This window comes from Devosia sp. MC521 (assembly GCF_014127105.1).
In the GTDB taxonomy this organism is placed as follows: Bacteria; Pseudomonadota; Alphaproteobacteria; order Rhizobiales; family Devosiaceae; genus Devosia.
Genome location: NZ_CP059902.1, coordinates 2466542 through 2484974, shown reverse-complemented (window position 1 = coordinate 2484974; position 18433 = coordinate 2466542). Strand labels below are relative to the sequence as shown.

The window sequence follows — 18433 nt, the reverse complement described above, 5'->3', positions numbered from 1 at the left end:
TTAGATTATTCGGCCTCTGGAATTTGCATGACTGAGAAGAACAGGCCGAGCTGTTTGATGGCATGAGCGAACCCTTCATAGTCTACCGGCTTGGTGATGTAGACGTTGGCGCCCAGATCGTAGCAGCGCTGGATCTCGCGCTGATCATCGGTGGTGGTGAGCACCACGACCGGTGAGCGGCGAGTATGCTCGTTCGCTTTGACTTTTTCGAGGATATCGATGCCGGTCATGTCGGGCAGGTTGAGGTCAAGCAAAACCAGAAGCTGGCGCCCCTGATTGGTTTGGCCGGTGCCGTCGGGACCAAGAAGGAATTCGAGTGCATCGGTGCCGTTGGTGAAGCCAAGGATTTCGTTGGCAACACCAGCACGACGGATGTTTTTCTCGATGAGGCGGGCGTGGCCCTCATCATCTTCGACCATGACGATGGTCACTGGACGCGCGTTGTTCATGCCCCATTTCCCTTTAGGTATGCGCGCAGATCGCGCGGAAGATCGACGGTGAAGGTGGTGCCTGCACCGAGTTTGGATGAGAGTTTTACGTCGCCGCCGAGGCTGCGGGCCATGGTGCGGACGTGGGCGAGGCCAATGCCTTCGCCTGGATTGTTTTGGGTGCCAGAGCGGCGGAAGAGCTCGAAGACGCGTTCGTGGTCAGTGTCAGCAATGCCGCGCCCATTATCTGCGACATCAATGATCACGCGATTGCCGGGCGCGTTCCGCGCCGTGATCCGAACGTGTAGCGGCCGATTTGGGCTTTGGTATTTGATGGCATTATCGAGAATATTGCCCAAGACCTGCTCGACAGACAGCCGGTCGGTGAACAGCTCGTTGACCTTGACGTCGATATTGATCTCGCCTTGCCCTTCGACGAGTTGATGATGGACGGCCGCCGCCGAATTTTCAACGAGCCGTTTGAGATCAATAGATTCAGGGCGCAAGGTGCGCCGCCCTTCGCGGGAGATTTTGAGAATAGCGTTGATGAGGCTATCCATCTTGCGCGTGGCAGCGCGAATAAAGGTGACGGCCTCGGGAAGATCTTCAGAGGCGGCCAGATAGGCTTCCTCAGCCACTGTGTCGCCGGGGGCAGGCGGGTGCAGTTCCATATAGGTCCGCACGGCTGCAACGCCTGTTTCCATCTCACTGGTGAAGCCCATGACGTTGACGAGCGGGGCGCGCAGATCGTGCGTGACGATATAGGCGAAACGCTGGATTTCCTCATTCGCCTTGCCCAGCTCTTTGGTGCGATCAGCGACGCGCGCTTCGAGCCCGAGGTTCGCTTCTTCAATCTCTTTGCGCGCAAGGGCCAGTTCGCGCATGTAGGAAATCATGGTCCAGATGGAGCCGCTGACCACCAGCAGAATGACCGCGCCGCCCACGACCGTGATGAGGCGGAGAAAATTGATCGTGTTTTCTTGGTTCTCAGCACCGGCAGAGATTCGATCATCCGCGCCTGTCATCACAGCCGTGAGGAAAGCCCGGATGTCATCCATCGCTTGCTTACCACTATCGCTGCGGACCCGCTCAATCGCGTCAGGGAAACCTTGGCTATCAGCGAGGGTTAGGGTGTCCGCGAGCTCGGCGCGCTTGTAGGCGATATTGGTGCTCAGTCGCTGCAACGACTCTTGAGCGTTTTCAATTTGGCTGAGGCTCGCATTCAGATCGGCCAGGTTCCGATCGATTGCCTCAATATGCTGTTCGTATGGCTCAAGATATTTTCGGTCCTGGGTCAGCAAATAGCCGCGCTGCCCGGTTTCCATATCCTGCAATGATCCGAGTAGGTCGACAGATGCGCGGCGTATGGAGCGCGCATCAATAACTTCCTGGAAATAGCCTTGGGAGCGCTCGACCAACCAAATATTGGTCCCGACGATGCCGATCAGGGCGATCAAGCCGGTGAGCATTAAGAGTGCTGTCGATCGGATGAATGTTTTGTTGCTAATTGGCATCTGAAATCTCGGCAGGCACATATTTAATCGCCTGAATATTTTACAGGCGCAATGATGAATATAAGTCACGAGATCGTGAGTGGTTCCGCCGTCAGGTGAATGGGAAACAAAATCTTAAAGGTCCCATTGCAAAATAGGGGATGAGTTTTTGTAACCGGCGCGTTTTGCCGGTGATGGAGTTTTGCCGAATATGGGCAAGCCAAATCTGCCCGAGTCAGACGTGACAGCAGGGCCACATCTACCGGTTTTGTTGGACGAAGTGCTTTGGGCTTTGAAGCCCGCACCGGGAATGAAAATCGTCGACGGTACGTTCGGCGCAGGCGGCTATTCGCGTGCGCTGCTGCAGGCTGGCGCGACTGTCATCGGGATCGACCGCGACCCGACCGTTGCTCCGCATGTCGAGCGGTTGCGCGCTGAATTCCCCGATACCTTCCATTTTGTTGCTGGCACATTCTCGGCTCTCGATACGCTGGCCGCGCCCTTTGGGCCGATTGACGGCGTTGTGCTCGACATTGGCGTGTCGTCTATGCAGCTTGATCAGGCCGAACGAGGCTTCTCATTTATGCGTGAGGGGCCTTTGGATATGCGCATGAGCAGTTCAGGCACGAGTGCCGCGGATCTGGTCAATGAGCTGGAAACGGAGCCGCTGGCGAATTTGCTTTATGCGTTTGGCGAAGAGCGTAAGTCTCGCCGTATCGCCCAGTTCATTGTGGCCGCGCGCGAAGACGAGCCGATTACCACGACGCTGCAACTCGCCAAGATCATTGAGAAGGCCATCGGTCGTAAGCCTGGTGATGCGCATCCGGCAACGCGCTCGTTCCAAGCCTTGCGGATCGCGGTGAATGGCGAATTCGACCAGTTGGTTGAAGGCCTGTTCGCGGCCGAACGCCTTTTGGGCGAAGAGGGGACGCTGGCCGTGGTGAGCTTCCATTCGTTGGAAGATCGTATCGTCAAGCGCTTCTTCGACCCTGACAAGGGTGGGCCGACCGCATCGCGTCACTTGCCGCAGGTGCAGGCCGAAGCGCGGCGTTGGCATCCGGTCGCCAAGGCCGTCAAGGCGGGCGAGGCTGAGTTGTCGCGCAATCCGCGCTCGCGCTCGGCTGTGTTGCGCAGTGCGCGTCGCACCACTGATGCTGCGCGTCCGGTGCAGTTGCGTGGTCTGGGTGTTCCGGAAGTGCGAGAAGCGTAATGATCCGCAGCGTCAACATTTTCCTGCTGTTTGTGTCGGTGGCCATGCTTTCGGGCGTTTACGCGCTCAAGTTTTCCATTGAAGGCACGGCGGCTGAGCGAACTGCGTTAGCCGTAAAAATCAATGAGCAGGAGGGAGAACTCTCTCTGATCAAAGCAGACTGGGCGGTGCTCAATCAGCCCGGTCACATCGACCCAATTGTGAAGCGCCATCAGGTGGAGCTCGAATTGACCCCTGTTGCGCAAGAGCAATTTGGGGCGTTCGCGGCCTTGCCGATGCGCCCCGAAAAACCCGATGCGGCATCCATGGATGCCTTGTTTGAAGCAATTGCAGAAGGCGTTGATCCAATCGACGCTATCATTGAACTGGATGGAGCCGAATAATGGCTATCGTCGCCGAGGGAATGCCGCCGACCATTGCGTTAGAGGGCTCGCGTAAGCAGCGCGGGAACCTGACGCAGGCGCGTATTCGGTGGATGATTTTGGCCGTCGTCATGGGCTTTGGCCTGGTGGGCGGTCGCCTCATTCAGCTGGGCATGGTTGTGCCGGATCAATCGATCGAAGGGCAAACGCGTGACGCGATCATGGCGTCGCGCCCGCCCATTCTGGACCGCAATGGTTTGGAGATGGCGGTCGATATCCGTGTGCCTTCGCTTTACGCCGAGCCGCGCCGCATTATTGACGTTGAAGAGGCTGTCTCCAAGCTCCGTACCGTGTTGCCAAGCCTGGATGAAGAATGGCTGCGCAAGCGACTGACGGGCGAAAAGGGCTTTGTGTGGGTGCAGCGCGAACTGACGCCCGCCATCCAAGAGCAAGTGATGCGTCTGGGTATTCCGGGCATTGATTTCATCACGGAATCCAAGCGCTTCTATCCGGCGATGAGCGAGGCGGCCCATATTCTGGGATCGACCAATGTCGACAATCAGGGCATTGCGGGCATTGAGCGCTATGTCGATACCGACCACCTTTCGGTGTTGCAGGAGCTTGGCCTTGCGCGCGGCAATGCGCTGACGCCAATTGAGCTCTCGGTCGACATGCGCGTGCAGCATATTCTGCATCAGGAGATGCAGGATTCGATGGCGCGCTATCAGGCGATCGCGGCTGCAGGCGTCATTATCGACATCTATTCGGGTGAAGTTGTTGCGATGGCATCGTTGCCGGACTTCAATCCGAATGAGCCCGCGTCTGCCTTGGTCAAAGATACATTCAACCGGATCACGTCGGGCATCTTTGAGCCGGGCTCGATTTTCAAGACCATCACCATCGCGGGAGCGCTGGACTCCGGTACCGTCCGTATCACGGACAAGTTCGATGCGCGCTATGGTGTGCGCTTCGGTCGGTACACGATTAGCGACTTCCACGGTAAAAACCGTATCCTCGCGTTGCCGGAAGTTTACAAATACTCGTCTAATATCGGCACGATCCGGGTGATGCAGGCGATGGGCAAAGACAATTTCCGCGCCTTCCTCAGCCGCCTCAAGTTTGACGAACGCGTCGAGTTTGAATTGCCTGAAATGCGCTCTCCGACCATTCCAAAGTCGTTCTCAGAAGTGGGGGCCGCTACGGCATCCTTCGGTCACGGTCTTTCGGTGTCGCCGCTGCACATGGTTATGGCGCACACAGCTCTGCTCAACGGCGGCAATTACATTGCCCCAACGCTATTCAAGCGCTCGATTGCTGACGCAGAGAAGCTTTATGAGCCAGTGGTGAGTGCGCAGACCAGCGAATACGTCCGCTATTTGATGCGGTTGAACGCAATCTCGGTTGGCGGTTCCGGTTCGCAGATGAATAAGCTTGCGCTGGGCTACCGCGTTGGCGGGAAGACTGGTACTGCAGAAAAAGTGGTTGATGGCCGCTATTCATCGAGCAAGGTGACGAACTTTTTCGCGTCTGCCTTCCCACTCGATAATCCCCGCTATGCTATGGTCGTGATGGTCGATGAGCCAAAGGCAGAAAATGAACGGTCAGGCACCACCGCAGGTTGGAATGCGGGGCATATGACCGGCCGGATCGTGCAACGGATTGCACCAATGCTGGGTATTGCGCCAGAATTTAGTGAGCTGCTGGATCAACAGATCGTTCCGCAATCAGTGCGGCAGCTCTATCCAGAAGGATTTTGACTGTTGTCCATAAGCGTTAGCCAACTGCTCGAGGGATCTGGCGCCCGCCCGAAAAAGGGTCTTGGTGCCGTATTCGGGTTGAATTCGGACAGCCGGCGTATTGAACCGGGCGATGTCTTTTTCGCTCTGCCGGGCGTTAAGGTGCACGGTAATCAGTTTATCGCTGACGCGGTTGAACGCGGCGCGCTTGCTGTTGTGACGGATGTGACGCCTCCGGGTGACCCGGGCGTGCCAGTGATCGTGGTTCCCGATGTTCGCGCTGCCTACGCGCGCGCGGCAAGCCGTGTGTTTGAGCCGCAGCCAGAAATGCTGGTTGCTGTAACCGGCACGAATGGCAAGACCTCTGTTGCCTCCTTTGTTCGCCAGATTTGGGACGAAGTCGGGGTGCCGGGCGCAAGCATTGGTACGCTGGGTATTGAGACGAGCAACCGTCGTATCGACGGCGCTCTGACCACGCCCGACAGCCGCACGCTGCATCAGGCCATGCGCGCGCTCAAGGCGCAGGGGATTGACCATGTGGCGCTTGAAGCGTCGAGCCATGGTCTGGACCAGCGCCGGCTTGACGGTATCCACTTTGAAGCGGTCGCTTTTACCAATCTCAGCCGTGATCACCTCGATTATCACGCTGACATGGAAGAGTATAAGAACGCCAAGCTGCGTTTGTTCACCGAGCTTCTGGTTGATGGCGGCGCGGCAATCGTCAACGTCGATGATCCGGAACACGAAGCGTTTATGTTCGCGGCCCTTTCGGCCAGCGCAACATTGCTCACCGTTGGTCGTGAAGGCGCCTATATTGAGCTGCTTTCGATCAAGCCGGAAGGCTATGGCCAGCGCGTTGAAATCCGTCATATTGGCGAACTCGTCAGCTTCCACCTCAAAATCCCTGGTGAATTCCAGGTGTCAAACACGCTGGTAGCGGCTGCTCTGGCGATGTCTTCGGGTGTTGATAAGGCGGATGTGTTTGCCGCGCTGCCACAATTGGTGGGTGCTGTTGGGCGCCTTGAACTGGTTGCCGAGCACAATGGCGCAGCCATTTTCGTGGACTATTCGCATAAGCCCGAAGCACTGCGTACGGCTCTGACCACCTTGCGTCCATACGCGCCGAACAAGCTGCGCGTGGTGTTTGGGTGTGGCGGGGATCGCGACAAGGGCAAGCGTCCGCAGATGGGTGAGATCGCCAGCAGTCTGGCGGACGAAGTGATCGTTACCGACGATAATCCACGCACTGAAGACGCGGCTGCGATCCGCGCTGAGGTGATGGTTGGTGCCAAGGGCGCTGAGGAAATCGCTGATCGTCGTGAGGCTATCTTTGCTGCGGTGAAGCGCCTCAAGAAAGGCGACGTGCTTCTGGTCGCTGGCAAAGGCCACGAAACTTACCAGATCATCGGAACCACGAAATCGCACTTCTCGGACCACGAAGTGGTTCTGGAAGCGATTAAGGGCTAAAGCGATGGCGCCGGACCTCATAGTCCGGCGTTATTGTTTTGGGGGAAAGTGACACGCGTGGTCCATCACCTCAATTTCGCTATAGAACGGTGATCTGACTTTTTGCGTCACCAACTGCGCTTCTCTCAACGACAGCTAATCTCATGACCCCTCCACTTTTTACGCTTGATGCCATACTCGCAGCGACCGGTGGGCGCGCGGCTGGTGTGAGTGCGACTGAGATCAACTCGGTCTCGATCGACTCCCGTGATCTTGGCCGTGATGCCCTGTTTGTGGCGATCAAGGGCGATCGCTTCGACGGGCATGATTTTGTCGATACCGCTATCGCTAATGGCGCAGCGGCAGCTCTGGTGACAGACGGCAAAAGCGTGGGCGAGGGGCGTATTGTCGTCGCTGACGCCTTGGGCGGGTTGCGTGACATGGCGCGGGCAGCGCGGGCGCGGAGCCGGGCGTTTATCGTTGGCGTGACCGGAAGCGTGGGTAAGACCACGACCAAAGAAGCCATTCGCACTGTCCTCGAAACAGCGGGCGAAACGCATTACTCGATCAAGAGCTTTAACAACCACTGGGGCGTGCCGCTGATGCTGGCGCGGATGCCGGAAACGGCGCAGTTCGGTGTGTTTGAAATGGGCATGAGCGCGCCCGACGAAATTCGCCCGTTAAGCAAGCTGGTGCGCCCCCATGTGGCGGTGATCACCAATGTGGCGCCAGCCCATTTGGAAAATCTCGGTTCGCTGGAAAACATCGCGCTGGCTAAGGCGGAGATATTTGACGGGCTTGAGCCCGGTGGCACGGCGGTGATCAATGCTGATCACCCACAAATTGATATTTTGCTGCAAGCGGCAAGCGCTGCAGGCGTTGCCCGGGTCATCACCTACGGCTTTTCGGCCGGTGTCGATTGGCAGATCGTTGATGTTGTGACGAGAGCTGACGGCAGTACGGCTACGGTGGAGCGTGGTGGGGAACGCTATGCGCTTGAGCTGAGCGTCGCTGGGCGGCATATGCTGGTCAACGCCACGGCAGCGCTGATTGTGGCGGACCTCGCGGGCATCGATACGGGTTTTGCCCTGAACACTTTAGCGCGTTTGGGTGCGCAGCCGGGGCGGGGACAGCGCACCAATTTTGGATCAGCCGATAAGCCTCTGTTGCTGATCGACGAGAGCTACAATGCCAATACCGCCTCAATGGGTGCTGCCTTGGATGTGTTCGCCTCTGTAACACCGGCGAATGGTCGCAAGGTCATTGTGTTGGGCGATATGAGAGAATTGGGTGACACGGCTAACGCGTTGCACGCGGGCCTTGCACCAGCCGTACTGGCGTCGGGCGCGACGCGCGTGCATCTCGTGGGACAACATATGGCGGCTCTCGGACAGGCTCTGCCCGCTGGCATTGTGGCCAGCCATCATCAGAGTGTTGAACAAGCCCAAGAGGTGATCATAGATGATCTTGCGTTTGGCGACGCAGTTATGATCAAAGGATCGAACGGGGTTGGTCTGGCGCGTATTGTCAGCGCCATCACACAGAAATTCTCAAACAGCTGAAATCCCCAACAAGAATAGCGGAATAGAATGCTCTATTTTCTCGGCCAGTTGGGCGACTCCGTGTCAGCCTTCAACGTCTTCCGGTACATCACCTTCCGTACAACTGGAGCAGTTGTAACGGCGTTGTTCTTCGTTTTTATGTTCGGCCCGGGGATGATCTCCCTGCTGCGCCTGAAGCAGGGACGTGGACAGCCAATTCGTGAAGATGGTCCTGCTGGACACTTGCTGACCAAAAAGGGCACCCCGACAATGGGCGGGTTGATGATCCTTTCGGGCGCGGTGATCTCAACACTGCTGTGGTCGAACCTGACCAATGGTTATGTCTGGGTCGTGTTGTTCGTAACCATCGGCTTTGGTGCGATTGGGTTTTACGACGACTATCTCAAGGTCAAGCGCATGAGCCACAAGGGCTTTGGGTCCAAGCAGCGCTTGCTGTTGGAAGCGCTGATCGGGGGCGTCGCGGCCTTTGCGATTTCCCAGCTTGCTTCGGGCTCTTATGGCACTTCGCTGGTCTTCCCGTTCGTGAAAGACCTCGCCATCAACCTTGGCTATTTCTACATTCTGTTCGGCGGTTTCGTCGTGGTTGCTGCGGGCAATTCGGTGAACTTGACGGATGGTCTCGATGGTTTGGCGATTGTGCCGGTGATGGTGGCGGCGGCTTGCTTTGGCCTCATCGCCTATGTCGTTGGTTCGCAGAACTACGCGGACTATCTCTTCCTCAATTCCGTGCCGGGTACGGCTGAATTGGCGGTTGTGTGCGGAGCGCTAATCGGGGCGGGGCTTGGGTTCCTGTGGTTCAACGCGCCACCGGCGCAGATCTTTATGGGTGACACAGGTTCGCTCGCCTTGGGTGGTGCTTTGGGCACGATCGCGGTCGCGACTAAGCACGAAATCGTCCTCTGCATCATCGGTGGTCTCTTCGTTCTGGAGACGGTTTCTGTGATCGTGCAGGTGACCTCGTTCAAGCTAACAGGGAAGCGCGTTTTCCGAATGGCGCCCATCCATCACCACTTCGAGCATCTGGGATGGACGGAAAGTCAGGTGGTTATTCGCTTCTGGATCATTTCTTTTGTTTTGGCGCTGATCGGTCTGTCGAGCCTCAAGCTCCGCTAAATCGGTCAAGTCATTGAAATTCCAAGCAAGCCCCGGTTCGCCGGGGCTTGTTTTTTTCTGATCACGCTTTTGCAAAACGCAAATGCCTTGGCAAATCGGTAACCATCGTTGGTTACAAATCGAGGTAAGTTGTACCGCGTAACCGGGCTTTCCCGATGATGTTCTCCCGTGCTGAAAAAACTTGGCTTGCCGAATGGTGGTGGTCGATTGACCGCGAGCTGCTCGGCGCTCTGATTATGCTTTTGGCGTGTGGGATGGTCCTCAGCTTTGGCGCAAGCCCTGCTGTGGCCGAACGCATCGGGCTCGATGAGTGGCACTTTGTAATCCGCCATGCCATGTTCTGCGTCTTGGCGGTGCCAGTTATGCTGGCAACCTCTCTACTGTCTCACCGCCAAGCACGCTTGAGCGCGCTCTTCGTGCTGGTGGTGATGACAGTATTGCTCTGGGCGACCCTCTACTTCGGGACCGAGGTTAAGGGTGCGCGCCGGTGGGTATCGCTCGCCGGGCAATCCATTCAGCCATCGGAATTCGTCAAACCTGCCTTCGCGGTGATCAGTGCGTGGCTGTTTTCTGAATCGCTCATCCATCGCAACGTGCCTGGGCGCTGGATGGCCGCCGGGCTCATGGTCCTGATCGTGGCAGCGCTGCTGCTGCAGCCGGACGTTGGGCAGACCGCGCTGGTGGTCGCTACTTGGGCCGTGTTGCTGTTCTTTTCCGGGATCAGCTGGTGGGTGATTATTGGACTTGGGCTACTGGCGGTCAGTGCGCTGGCAGGGGCCTATATGTTCTTCCCGCACGTGTCGCGCCGTATCGATACGTTCATCAATCCTGATGCTGGTGGCAACACCTATCAGATCGACCGCGCCATTCATTCCCTGCTGGAAGGTGGGTGGTTTGGACGTGGTCCGGGCGAGTCTCTGGCCAAAAAGCTCATTCCCGACGCGCATGCTGACTATGTGTTCTCGGCGGCAGCGGGTGAGTTTGGTATTCTTTTCTGCATGGGCCTAGTTGGTCTCATCGCCTTTATCGTGATCCGCGCGATGATCTCGGCGCAGCGTCAGACAAGTCTGTTTGCGCGATTGGCCGCATCGACCATTGCCGTGCAGTTTGCGATGCAGTCGGGCATCAATCTCGCTGTGAACCTGAACCTGATCCCACCCAAAGGGATGACGCTGCCATTCGTCTCTTATGGCGGCACGTCCATGTTCGCAGTGGCCTTTGGTATGGGGCTGATGCTCGCATTGACCCGTACCAAGCCGGAAGAGCGTATGGCGACCGGCATTCCTTCGTATCGCAGTGCAGTGGTGGCCCCCGCAGAATGAGCAGATTTATTCTTATTGCCGGTGGGACCGGTGGGCACCTGTTCCCGGCTATGGCGCTGGCTCAAGAGCTGCAACGCCGTGGTCATGTCGTCGAGCTGATGACGGACCATCGCGTGGAAGCCTATGGTGCGGATTTCCCGGCCAAGGCGATCCATATCGTCCCCTCCGCCACCCCTTCAGGCGCGAATTTGGTGAAGGCCGCGGGTGCGGGTTTCACTATTCTGCGCGGCGTGGCCAAGGCCTATGGCATTTTCGCTAAGGACAAGCCTGCCGCCGTTATTGGCTTTGGTGGCTATCCGACATTCCCGCCGTTCATCGCGGCGAAGCTGGCCGGTGTGCCGGGCATTCTGCACGAGCAAAACGCGGTTATGGGGCGCGCCAACCGGGCGCTGACCCGTTTCGCGCATACGCTGGCGCTGAGCTTTGCCAAAACGAAATTTGCTGATGCGCAAAAAGTGGCGTCAGTGGTGACGGGTAATCCGGCGCGTGACCGTGTTCGTGCCGTAGCGGGTCGACCTTATCCCGCGCTCGACGCTGTCGGTCCGATCCGGCTCGTGGTGACTGGCGGCAGCCAAGGCGCGCGCTTCACCTCCGATGTGGTTCCTGCGGCGATTGCGCTTTTGCCGGATGCGCTGCGTTCGCGTTTCCAGATTGTTCAGCAGGCGCGTCCAGAAGACATTGATCGTGTGACGGAAAGCTACCGCCAATCGCGCACCAATGTGGAACTGGCGAGCTTCATTGGCGACTTGCCAGAGCGGATCGCCAATGCGCATTTGGTGATTGGACGCTCGGGCGCTTCCACCGTAAATGAGCTTTGCATTATTGGCCGTCCAGCGATTTTGATCCCGCTGCCGGGCGCGCTTGATAGCGATCAGAAATACAATGGCCAGGTGCTCGAAGAGGGCGGCGGCGGCTGGGTGATGGAGCAAGACACACTCTCACCGCAATCGCTTGCCACTCGGTTGCAGAACCTGTTCAGCAATCCTGCCAAATTACAGCAAGCCGCTGAGGCTGCCAGAGCCTTGGGTCAGCCTCAGGCTGTCGAGAAACTGGCCGACCTTGCCGAGCAAATCGCTGGGCTTGCACCAAAGACGAATGAAGGAATTCCATCATGAAGATGCCGCGGAACATCGGGCCGGTCCATTTTATCGGCATTGGCGGCATTGGCATGAGCGGTATTGCCGAAATCCTTCATAACCAAGGCTACACGGTGCAAGGCTCCGACGCCTCGCTTAATCCCAATGTTCAGCGCTTGCGCGACATGGGGATCAAGGTTGAGATCGGTCAGAGCGGTGACAACCTCGGTCTGGCTGAAGTCGTGGTGATCTCCTCGGCGATCAAGAAAGACAATCCAGAGCTGATGGAAGCGCGGGCGCGGGCTTTGCCTGTGGTGCGTCGCGCTGAAATGCTGGCCGAAATCATGCGGTTTAAGACCGCCATTGCTATTGGCGGCACGCATGGCAAGACGACGACGACCACGCTGGTCGCGGCGCTGCTCGATGCCGGCAATCTTGATCCGACTGTGATCAACGGCGGTATCATCAATGCCTATGGCACCAATGCCCGTCTTGGTGGCGGTGAATGGATGGTGGTTGAGGCAGACGAAAGCGACGGCACTTTCGTGAAGCTGCCGGCGGACGTAGCGGTCGTGACCAACATCGACCCTGAGCACCTTGATCACTATGGTGACTTTGAAGGCGTGAAGAAGGCCTTCCACCAGTTCGTTGAGAATGTGCCGTTCTACGGCTTTGCGGTGATGTGCCTCGATCATCCGATTGTGCAGTCGCTGGTTGGCGAAATCCGCGATCGTCGTGTTGTCACCTATGGGCGTAACCCGCAGGCAGACGTACGCCTGATCGATGTCGAAAATCATGACGGTGTTCAGACCTTCTCGGTCGAAATCCGTGACCGGATTCGTCAGACGCAATTGCGCATTAATGGGCTCGAACTGCCAATGCCGGGCATTCACAACGCACTCAATGCGACGGCAGCGATTGCCGTGGCGGACCAGCTGCATGTGTCAGCTGAAGCGATTCGCAAGGGCCTCAAGGGCTTTACGGGCGTCAAGCGTCGCTTCACCAAGACAGGTGAAGCGGGCGGTGTGACAGTGATCGACGACTATGGTCATCACCCGGTTGAAATCGCGGCAGTGTTGAAGGCAGCGCGCCAATCGGCACGACGCGATGTGGTGGCGATTGTGCAGCCGCACCGCTTTAGCCGTGTGCAGGATCTGTTTGATGATTTCGCGGCCTGCTTCAATGACGCGGACACTGTGCTGGTAGCGCCGATCTATGCTGCGGGAGAGCAGCCGATTGAGGGCGTGACCAACGACGAGTTGGTCAACCGCATTCGTGCCCGTGGTCATCGCGATGCGCGCGTTCTTGCAGGGCCTGAAGACCTTGCCGCAATTCTGGCGGAACGCACGGCAGCAGGCGATTATGTCGTGTGCCTAGGCGCCGGCAATATCACTCAATGGGCGGCAGCGCTTCCGGCGCAATTGGCCGCTGCACAGAACGAGGCTGCACAATGAGCAAGCATGTCGCGGTCTTGATGGGTGGTTGGTCGAACGAGCGCCCCGTGTCGCTGAGCTCCGGCGCTGGCTGCGCTGCGGCTCTGCGCAATGCGGGCTATCGGGTGACCAAGGTTGACGTTGGCCGTGACGTTGCGGATGTGCTGCGTCAGCTTAAGCCGGATGTGGCGTTCAACGCTTTGCATGGCCCGTTTGGCGAAAGCGGCATGATCCAGGGCGTGCTGGAACTGCTCGAAATCCCATACACCCATTCGGGCGTGATGGCTTCGGCGCTGGCGATGAATAAGCATCAGGCCAAGATCGCCTTCAAGGCTGCGGGCATCCCTGTCACCGATCACGTGATCGTGACCAGGGCCGAGGCGGCGCGCGACCACGTTATGGCCCCGCCTTATGTGATCAAACCGATCGCCGATGGCTCCAGCTTTGGCGTGTTTATCGTCAAAGCCGAGACCAGTCATCCGCCGCAGGAACTGTTGCGCGAGGATTGGAATAATGGCGAAGAGGTCATGGTTGAACGGTTTATTCCGGGCCGTGAACTCACCTGCGCGGTAATGGGTAATGTGGCGCTAGGGGTGACGGAGATCGTCACAAACCTCAGCTTCTACAATTATGAAGCAAAATATGCGGCTGGTGGGTCGGTGCATATTTTGCCTGCCGATCTGAAACCGAAAATTTACGACAAAGTGCAAAAGCTCGCACTAGCTGCCCATGCAGCACTCGGATGCCGAGGCGTGACCAGAAGTGACTTCCGGTACAACGAGGCAGCTGGGGAAGATGGCGAACTGGTTTGTCTCGAGATCAACACCCAGCCGGGTATGACAGCGACATCCCTGGTGCCCGAGCAGGCTCTGCATGCCGGGCACTCTTACGAAGATCTAGTCTCCTGGATGGTGGAGGACGCGAGTTGCAACAGGTAAAAAGCGAGACACTTCTCGCTGGAGCGCGACCAGTGACGACCCGCGCTTTGCCTGTCCGAGCGCGCGCTCCGCGTCGCCGTATCAAAAATTCGCTGAACCGCGTTTGGGTTTTGCACAGCGGCAAGATCCGCAAGGTTTTTACTGGTGTTTTGCTACTCGCTGGCTGTGCCGGGCTTTACCAAGTCCGTGAGCCTATCGGCAATCTGGCGATGATCGGGGTCGAACTGGCGCAGGCGCAATTTGCGCATGCTGGCCTTGCCGTTTCGGAAATCTCGATCTCCGGTCAAACACTGACATCCGAGCAGGATGTGTTCGACGCTTTGGCGATCCAGCTCGAAACCTCGACGATGAGTTTTGATGTGGATGCCGCGCGCAAGCGCATTGCTGAGCTACCGGCCGTTGAAAGCGTGTTGGTCCGCAAGACCTATCCGGGGAAGGTGGACGTTACGATCACTGAGAAACTGCCGGTTGCGCGTTGGCGCGTGGATGGCATCACCTTCTTGATTGATCGGGCAGGGGATCAGATCGGCGAAGATCGTGGTGCCTATGGCGATCTGCCATTGGTCATTGGCGATGGCGCTGCGGACGATGCCTTGGCGATGATCCGCGCCATCGACACTGTTCCGCAACTCAAAGACGAGTTGGTGGCGATTTCGCGTATCGCCGACCGTCGTTGGGATTTGATCTATAGCACTGGCCTGCGTGTGCAGCTGCCGGAGCAGGGCGTCGCCCAAGCGCTGCGCAAGCTGCAAGACTATCAAGATGAATTCCGATTGCTCGACCGCGATCTGGCGCAGATTGATTTGCGCAATGACACGCTGGTCGCGCTCCGCCCCAATAAGCCTATCGAAGAAACTGTGACGACACCCCAATGATCACCGATGCGATGACCTCCCGGCTTCGTCCGGTTCAACCTGGCAAGACCACTCTGGTGGCCGTGCTCGACATTGGGTCGACCAAGATCTGCTGCATTATCGCGCGCCTGGTTCCGCGCAGCGAAGGTCGCTCCTTGAAGGGGCGTACCCACAAGGCAGAAGTGATCGGTTTTGGCTATGGTCCGGCGGCAGGCGTCAAGAGCGGTGTGGTCACCGACATCGAAAAGGCCGAACAGGCTATTCGCAATGTCGTGGGCATGGCTGAGCGCGCTGCAGGGCTGACGCTGGAAAGCGTGCTCGTCAACGTTACGGCTGGCCGTCTGGGTTCGGAAACCTTCTCGGCGGCGGTCAATCTTGACGGCCAAGAGGTGGAAAAGTCTGACCTTGTGCGTGTGCTCAAGGCGGTCAATTCTCGTTCGGTTCGTCCGGAACGCTCCATTATTCACGCGCTGCCCATCGGGTTTTCGCTCGATGGTCACAAGGGCATTCGTGATCCCAAGGGCATGGTAGGCGAGAAGCTGTCCGTCGATGTCGCCGTGGTGAGCGCGGAAACTCTGGCTATGCGCAATCTGGAACTGGTGCTTCACCGCTGCCACTTGCAGATCGAAGCCATCGTTGCCACGCCCTATGCCTCGGGTCTTGCGACCCTTGTAGATGATGAAGCGCAATTGGGTGTTGCCTGCATCGACTTTGGCGGCGCGACGACGACTGTGTCGGTGTTTAACGACGGGCATATGGTATATGCCGATGCTATCGCCATTGGCGGCCACCATCTGACGCTCGACATCGCGCGCCAGCTCTCGGTGAGCGTGCAGGACGCAGAGCGCCTCAAAACATTGCATGGCTCGGTTCTGCCGGGGCAGGCGGACGAACGCGAGATGATCCCGATCCAGCCCGTGGGTGCAAGTCATGACGAAGCGCCGGGGCAAATCCCGCGCGCTGTTCTGACCCGCATCATGCGTCCGCGTATCGAAGAAGTGCTGACAGCAATCCGCGACCGCATGCAGGCCACGGGCATGATGGACGTCTGCGGACGTCGCTTCGTGTTAACCGGTGGGGCCAGCGAAATGACTGGCCTGCCGGAAGTGGCGCGTCGCACCCTTGCTCGCAACGTCCGCAATGGTCGCCCGATGGGAATTTCGGGCCTGCCTGAAATTGCTCGTGGCGCCGCCTTTGCGACAGTGGCGGGCATGCTGGTTTATCCGCAGGTCTGCGCCAATGAATACTCCGAGCCGCGCAGTAGCCGCAAACTCATTGGGACGGACGGCTACCTCTCACGAGTCGGCAATTGGTTGCGTAGCAGCTTCTGATCGTCGACGGAAACGATCGATCAGGTGGCGGCGTTGGACGCGAATTAACACACAAAGATAGATACGGATAACTCCGTAGAGCCAAATCAGGAGAGGGCGTTCGTTAAGCGAGCGCCCTCTCACTTTATGGGCATTCGTTTATTTTATTATCACTTTATCAAGGCCCAAACTGACCAGCTCCGCACCGTGCAAGGTTAATTTTGTTGCTTATCGGCTGGTTAACGCCAGAGGGCGTGCCTTGCATGTGGTGTCGCAAAATGCGCCGAGAACTGCGCAATACAGGCAATTGTTAGGGTGGGATTAACGATTAGGCCGCTAAATCTTAATCAACCACGCCACCTATGGGGCCACACATGACGATCAACCTCACTATTCCCGATATTCAGGAACTCAAGCCCCGCATCACCGTGTTCGGTGTGGGCGGTGGTGGCGGCAACGCCGTAAACAACATGATTCAATCCGGCCTTGAAGGCGTGGATTTTGTCGTTGCAAACACCGACGCGCAGGCACTCGCCCTGTCGAAGGCACAGAGGATCATTCAGCTTGGCGTTGGCGTCACTGAAGGTCTTGGCGCTGGATCGCACCCGGAAGTGGGTCGTGCGGCAGCGGAAGAAAGCTGGGACGAAATCAACGATCACCTTTCCGGCTCGCACATGGTGTTCATCACCTGTGGTATGGGTGGTGGTACTGGCACTGGTGCAGCGCCCGTTGTGGCTCGGGCTGCGCGCGAACAGGGCATCCTGACCGTTGGCGTTGTGACCAAGCCGTTCAACTTTGAGGGTAATCGTCGTACCCGTCTGGCTGAAGATGGCATTGACGAACTGCACCGTCACGTTGACACGCTGATCGTTATCCCGAACCAGAACCTGTTCCGTGTTGCCAACGAGAAGACCACCTTCGCCGACGCTTTCGCGATGGCTGACCAGGTGCTGTTCTCGGGTGTTGCTTGCATCACCGATCTGATGGTCAAGGAAGGCCTGATCAACCTCGACTTCGCTGACGTGCGCGCTGTTATGCGTGGCATGGGCAAGGCGATGATGGGTACTGGCGAAGCTTCGGGCGAAGATCGTGCACGTCATGCTGCTGAAGCGGCTATCGCGAACCCACTGCTCGACGATGTGTCGATGCATGGTGCTCGTGGCCTGCTGATCTCGATCACCGGCGGTCCAGACCTGACCCTTTATGAAGTCGATGAAGCCGCTTCGCGTATCCGCGAAGAAGTGGATACCGACGCGAATATCATTCTTGGTGCGACTTACGATCCAAACCTGAACGGTACGATCCGCGTATCTGTCGTTGCTACTGGCACCGACGCGACTATGGTTCAGGCAATGGAGCCGGCTAAGCCGCACGCGTCCCGCACCCCTTTATCAGTAAAACGCCACGTTCCGGTTGAGGCCAACCGTCCCGTGGTGCCGCAGGCTCCGGTTGAGCCAGTGATGATGGAAGTTGAAGACATCAGCTCGCAGGTTGAAGCTGCGGTTGCCGAAGCGTTCCACGCTCAGCACCCAACGCCCGCTGCGCAGCCATCGCCAGTTTCCTTTCACGAAGACGACGGTATCGTCGTAGAACCATACGTGCCGGCTTCTGAATCTCACTATGAGCCAGAAGAGATTGTTGTTGCTCAGGAACAGCCGATCCCTTCGGTTTATGTTCCATCCAATGCAGCGCGTCCGGACGGTCAGCGACGTATGCCGCGTACTGAAGAGCTGCCAGCTGTTGCTCGCCGCACTCAGGAAGCTGCAGTCGCTCCGCAGGTGCAGACTGAAGAGCCACGCAATGCTCGCGCACTCTTCAAGCGTCTGGCATCCAATGTTGGTCTGAACTTGGGCGCACCTGCTCAGGCAGAGGTTCGTGCTGAACCGCGCCAGACCATGGCTGACGATGCTGCGGCTCGCAGTGCAATCGAGAATGGTGGTCAGCGCGCTTCGCGTGTCCCGCCAGCAACCGAAGGCGCGCGTGGCAATCTTGATACACATGGTCGCGCTCCTGCTGCACCCGCGCAGAAGGAACACCTTGAGATTCCAGCATTCCTGCGTAAGCACGGTTAGTCTTTTCGTGATCAACAGGTGAAAACCTTGCTCGGTGCGGCTTCCGCACCGAGCTTTTTTTCGATAAGCGTTCTGATT

15 protein-coding genes are annotated in these 18433 nt (G+C 57.8%); 13 read left to right on the top strand and 2 right to left on the bottom strand.

The window, feature by feature from the left end:
• Nucleotides 1-5: 5 nt before the first annotated feature.
• The gene (locus H4N61_RS11895) at nt 6-449 is read right to left on the bottom strand and encodes a response regulator (protein WP_169195144.1); all 444 of its coding nucleotides are present in this window, start codon (nt 447-449) and stop codon (nt 6-8) included.
• Nucleotides 446-1942, bottom strand: a complete 1497-nt coding sequence (locus H4N61_RS11890) for a CHASE3 domain-containing protein (RefSeq protein ID WP_169195145.1) — start codon at nt 1940-1942, stop codon at nt 446-448. Before H4N61_RS11890 ends, H4N61_RS11895 begins: the two co-directional genes overlap by 4 nt.
• A gap of 190 nt (nt 1943-2132) precedes the next feature.
• Here H4N61_RS11890 and rsmH point away from each other — a divergent pair, with 190 nt between their 5' ends.
• The 13 genes from rsmH to ftsZ all read left to right on the top strand — a co-directional run bounded on the left by rsmH (nt 2133) and on the right by ftsZ (nt 18355).
• On the top strand, nt 2133-3131 hold the full coding sequence (rsmH, locus tag H4N61_RS11885) for a 16S rRNA (cytosine(1402)-N(4))-methyltransferase RsmH (protein WP_169195146.1): 999 nt from the start codon (nt 2133-2135) through the stop codon (nt 3129-3131).
• Entirely contained in the window at nt 3131-3514 is a 384-nt protein-coding gene (locus tag H4N61_RS11880) for a hypothetical protein (protein ID WP_169195147.1), read from the top strand. Before rsmH ends, H4N61_RS11880 begins: the two co-directional genes overlap by 1 nt.
• Nucleotides 3514-5250, top strand: coding sequence for a penicillin-binding protein 2 (locus H4N61_RS11875; RefSeq protein WP_169195148.1), 1737 nt, complete (start codon nt 3514-3516; stop codon nt 5248-5250). Before H4N61_RS11880 ends, H4N61_RS11875 begins: the two co-directional genes overlap by 1 nt.
• Before the next feature lie 3 nt (nt 5251-5253).
• Nucleotides 5254-6696: a UDP-N-acetylmuramoyl-L-alanyl-D-glutamate--2,6-diaminopimelate ligase gene (locus H4N61_RS11870; RefSeq protein WP_248305963.1), complete on the top strand. Its 1443-nt coding sequence runs from the start codon at nt 5254-5256 to the stop codon at nt 6694-6696.
• Between the two features lie 143 nt (nt 6697-6839).
• Nucleotides 6840-8237, top strand: coding sequence for a UDP-N-acetylmuramoyl-tripeptide--D-alanyl-D-alanine ligase (gene murF, locus H4N61_RS11865; RefSeq protein WP_182394091.1), 1398 nt, complete (start codon nt 6840-6842; stop codon nt 8235-8237).
• A gap of 27 nt (nt 8238-8264) precedes the next feature.
• A complete protein-coding gene (mraY, locus tag H4N61_RS11860; protein ID WP_169195150.1) occupies nt 8265-9350 on the top strand; it encodes a phospho-N-acetylmuramoyl-pentapeptide-transferase in 1086 nt (361 codons plus the stop codon).
• A gap of 158 nt (nt 9351-9508) precedes the next feature.
• Nucleotides 9509-10672, top strand: coding sequence for a putative peptidoglycan glycosyltransferase FtsW (locus H4N61_RS11855; RefSeq protein WP_182396018.1), 1164 nt, complete (start codon nt 9509-9511; stop codon nt 10670-10672).
• Nucleotides 10669-11787 carry an undecaprenyldiphospho-muramoylpentapeptide beta-N-acetylglucosaminyltransferase gene (gene murG, locus H4N61_RS11850; protein ID WP_169195151.1) on the top strand — a complete coding sequence of 373 codons (1119 nt, stop codon included), beginning with the start codon at nt 10669-10671 and terminating at the stop codon, nt 11785-11787. Before H4N61_RS11855 ends, murG begins: the two co-directional genes overlap by 4 nt.
• Nucleotides 11784-13202 carry a UDP-N-acetylmuramate--L-alanine ligase gene (murC, locus tag H4N61_RS11845; protein ID WP_169195152.1) on the top strand — a complete coding sequence of 473 codons (1419 nt, stop codon included), beginning with the start codon at nt 11784-11786 and terminating at the stop codon, nt 13200-13202. Before murG ends, murC begins: the two co-directional genes overlap by 4 nt.
• Nucleotides 13199-14119, top strand: a complete 921-nt coding sequence (locus H4N61_RS11840) for a D-alanine--D-alanine ligase (protein ID WP_169195153.1) — start codon at nt 13199-13201, stop codon at nt 14117-14119. Before murC ends, H4N61_RS11840 begins: the two co-directional genes overlap by 4 nt.
• Before the next feature lie 32 nt (nt 14120-14151).
• Complete coding sequence (locus H4N61_RS11835) at nt 14152-14994, top strand: FtsQ-type POTRA domain-containing protein (RefSeq protein ID WP_169195154.1); 843 nt, start codon at nt 14152-14154, stop codon at nt 14992-14994.
• On the top strand, nt 14991-16304 hold the full coding sequence (ftsA, locus tag H4N61_RS11830) for a cell division protein FtsA (RefSeq protein WP_169195155.1): 1314 nt from the start codon (nt 14991-14993) through the stop codon (nt 16302-16304). The genes H4N61_RS11835 and ftsA overlap by 4 nt, the downstream gene beginning before the upstream one ends.
• Before the next feature lie 353 nt (nt 16305-16657).
• A complete protein-coding gene (gene ftsZ, locus H4N61_RS11825; protein WP_169195156.1) occupies nt 16658-18355 on the top strand; it encodes a cell division protein FtsZ in 1698 nt (565 codons plus the stop codon).
• The last annotated feature ends 78 nt before the right edge of the window (nt 18356-18433 follow it).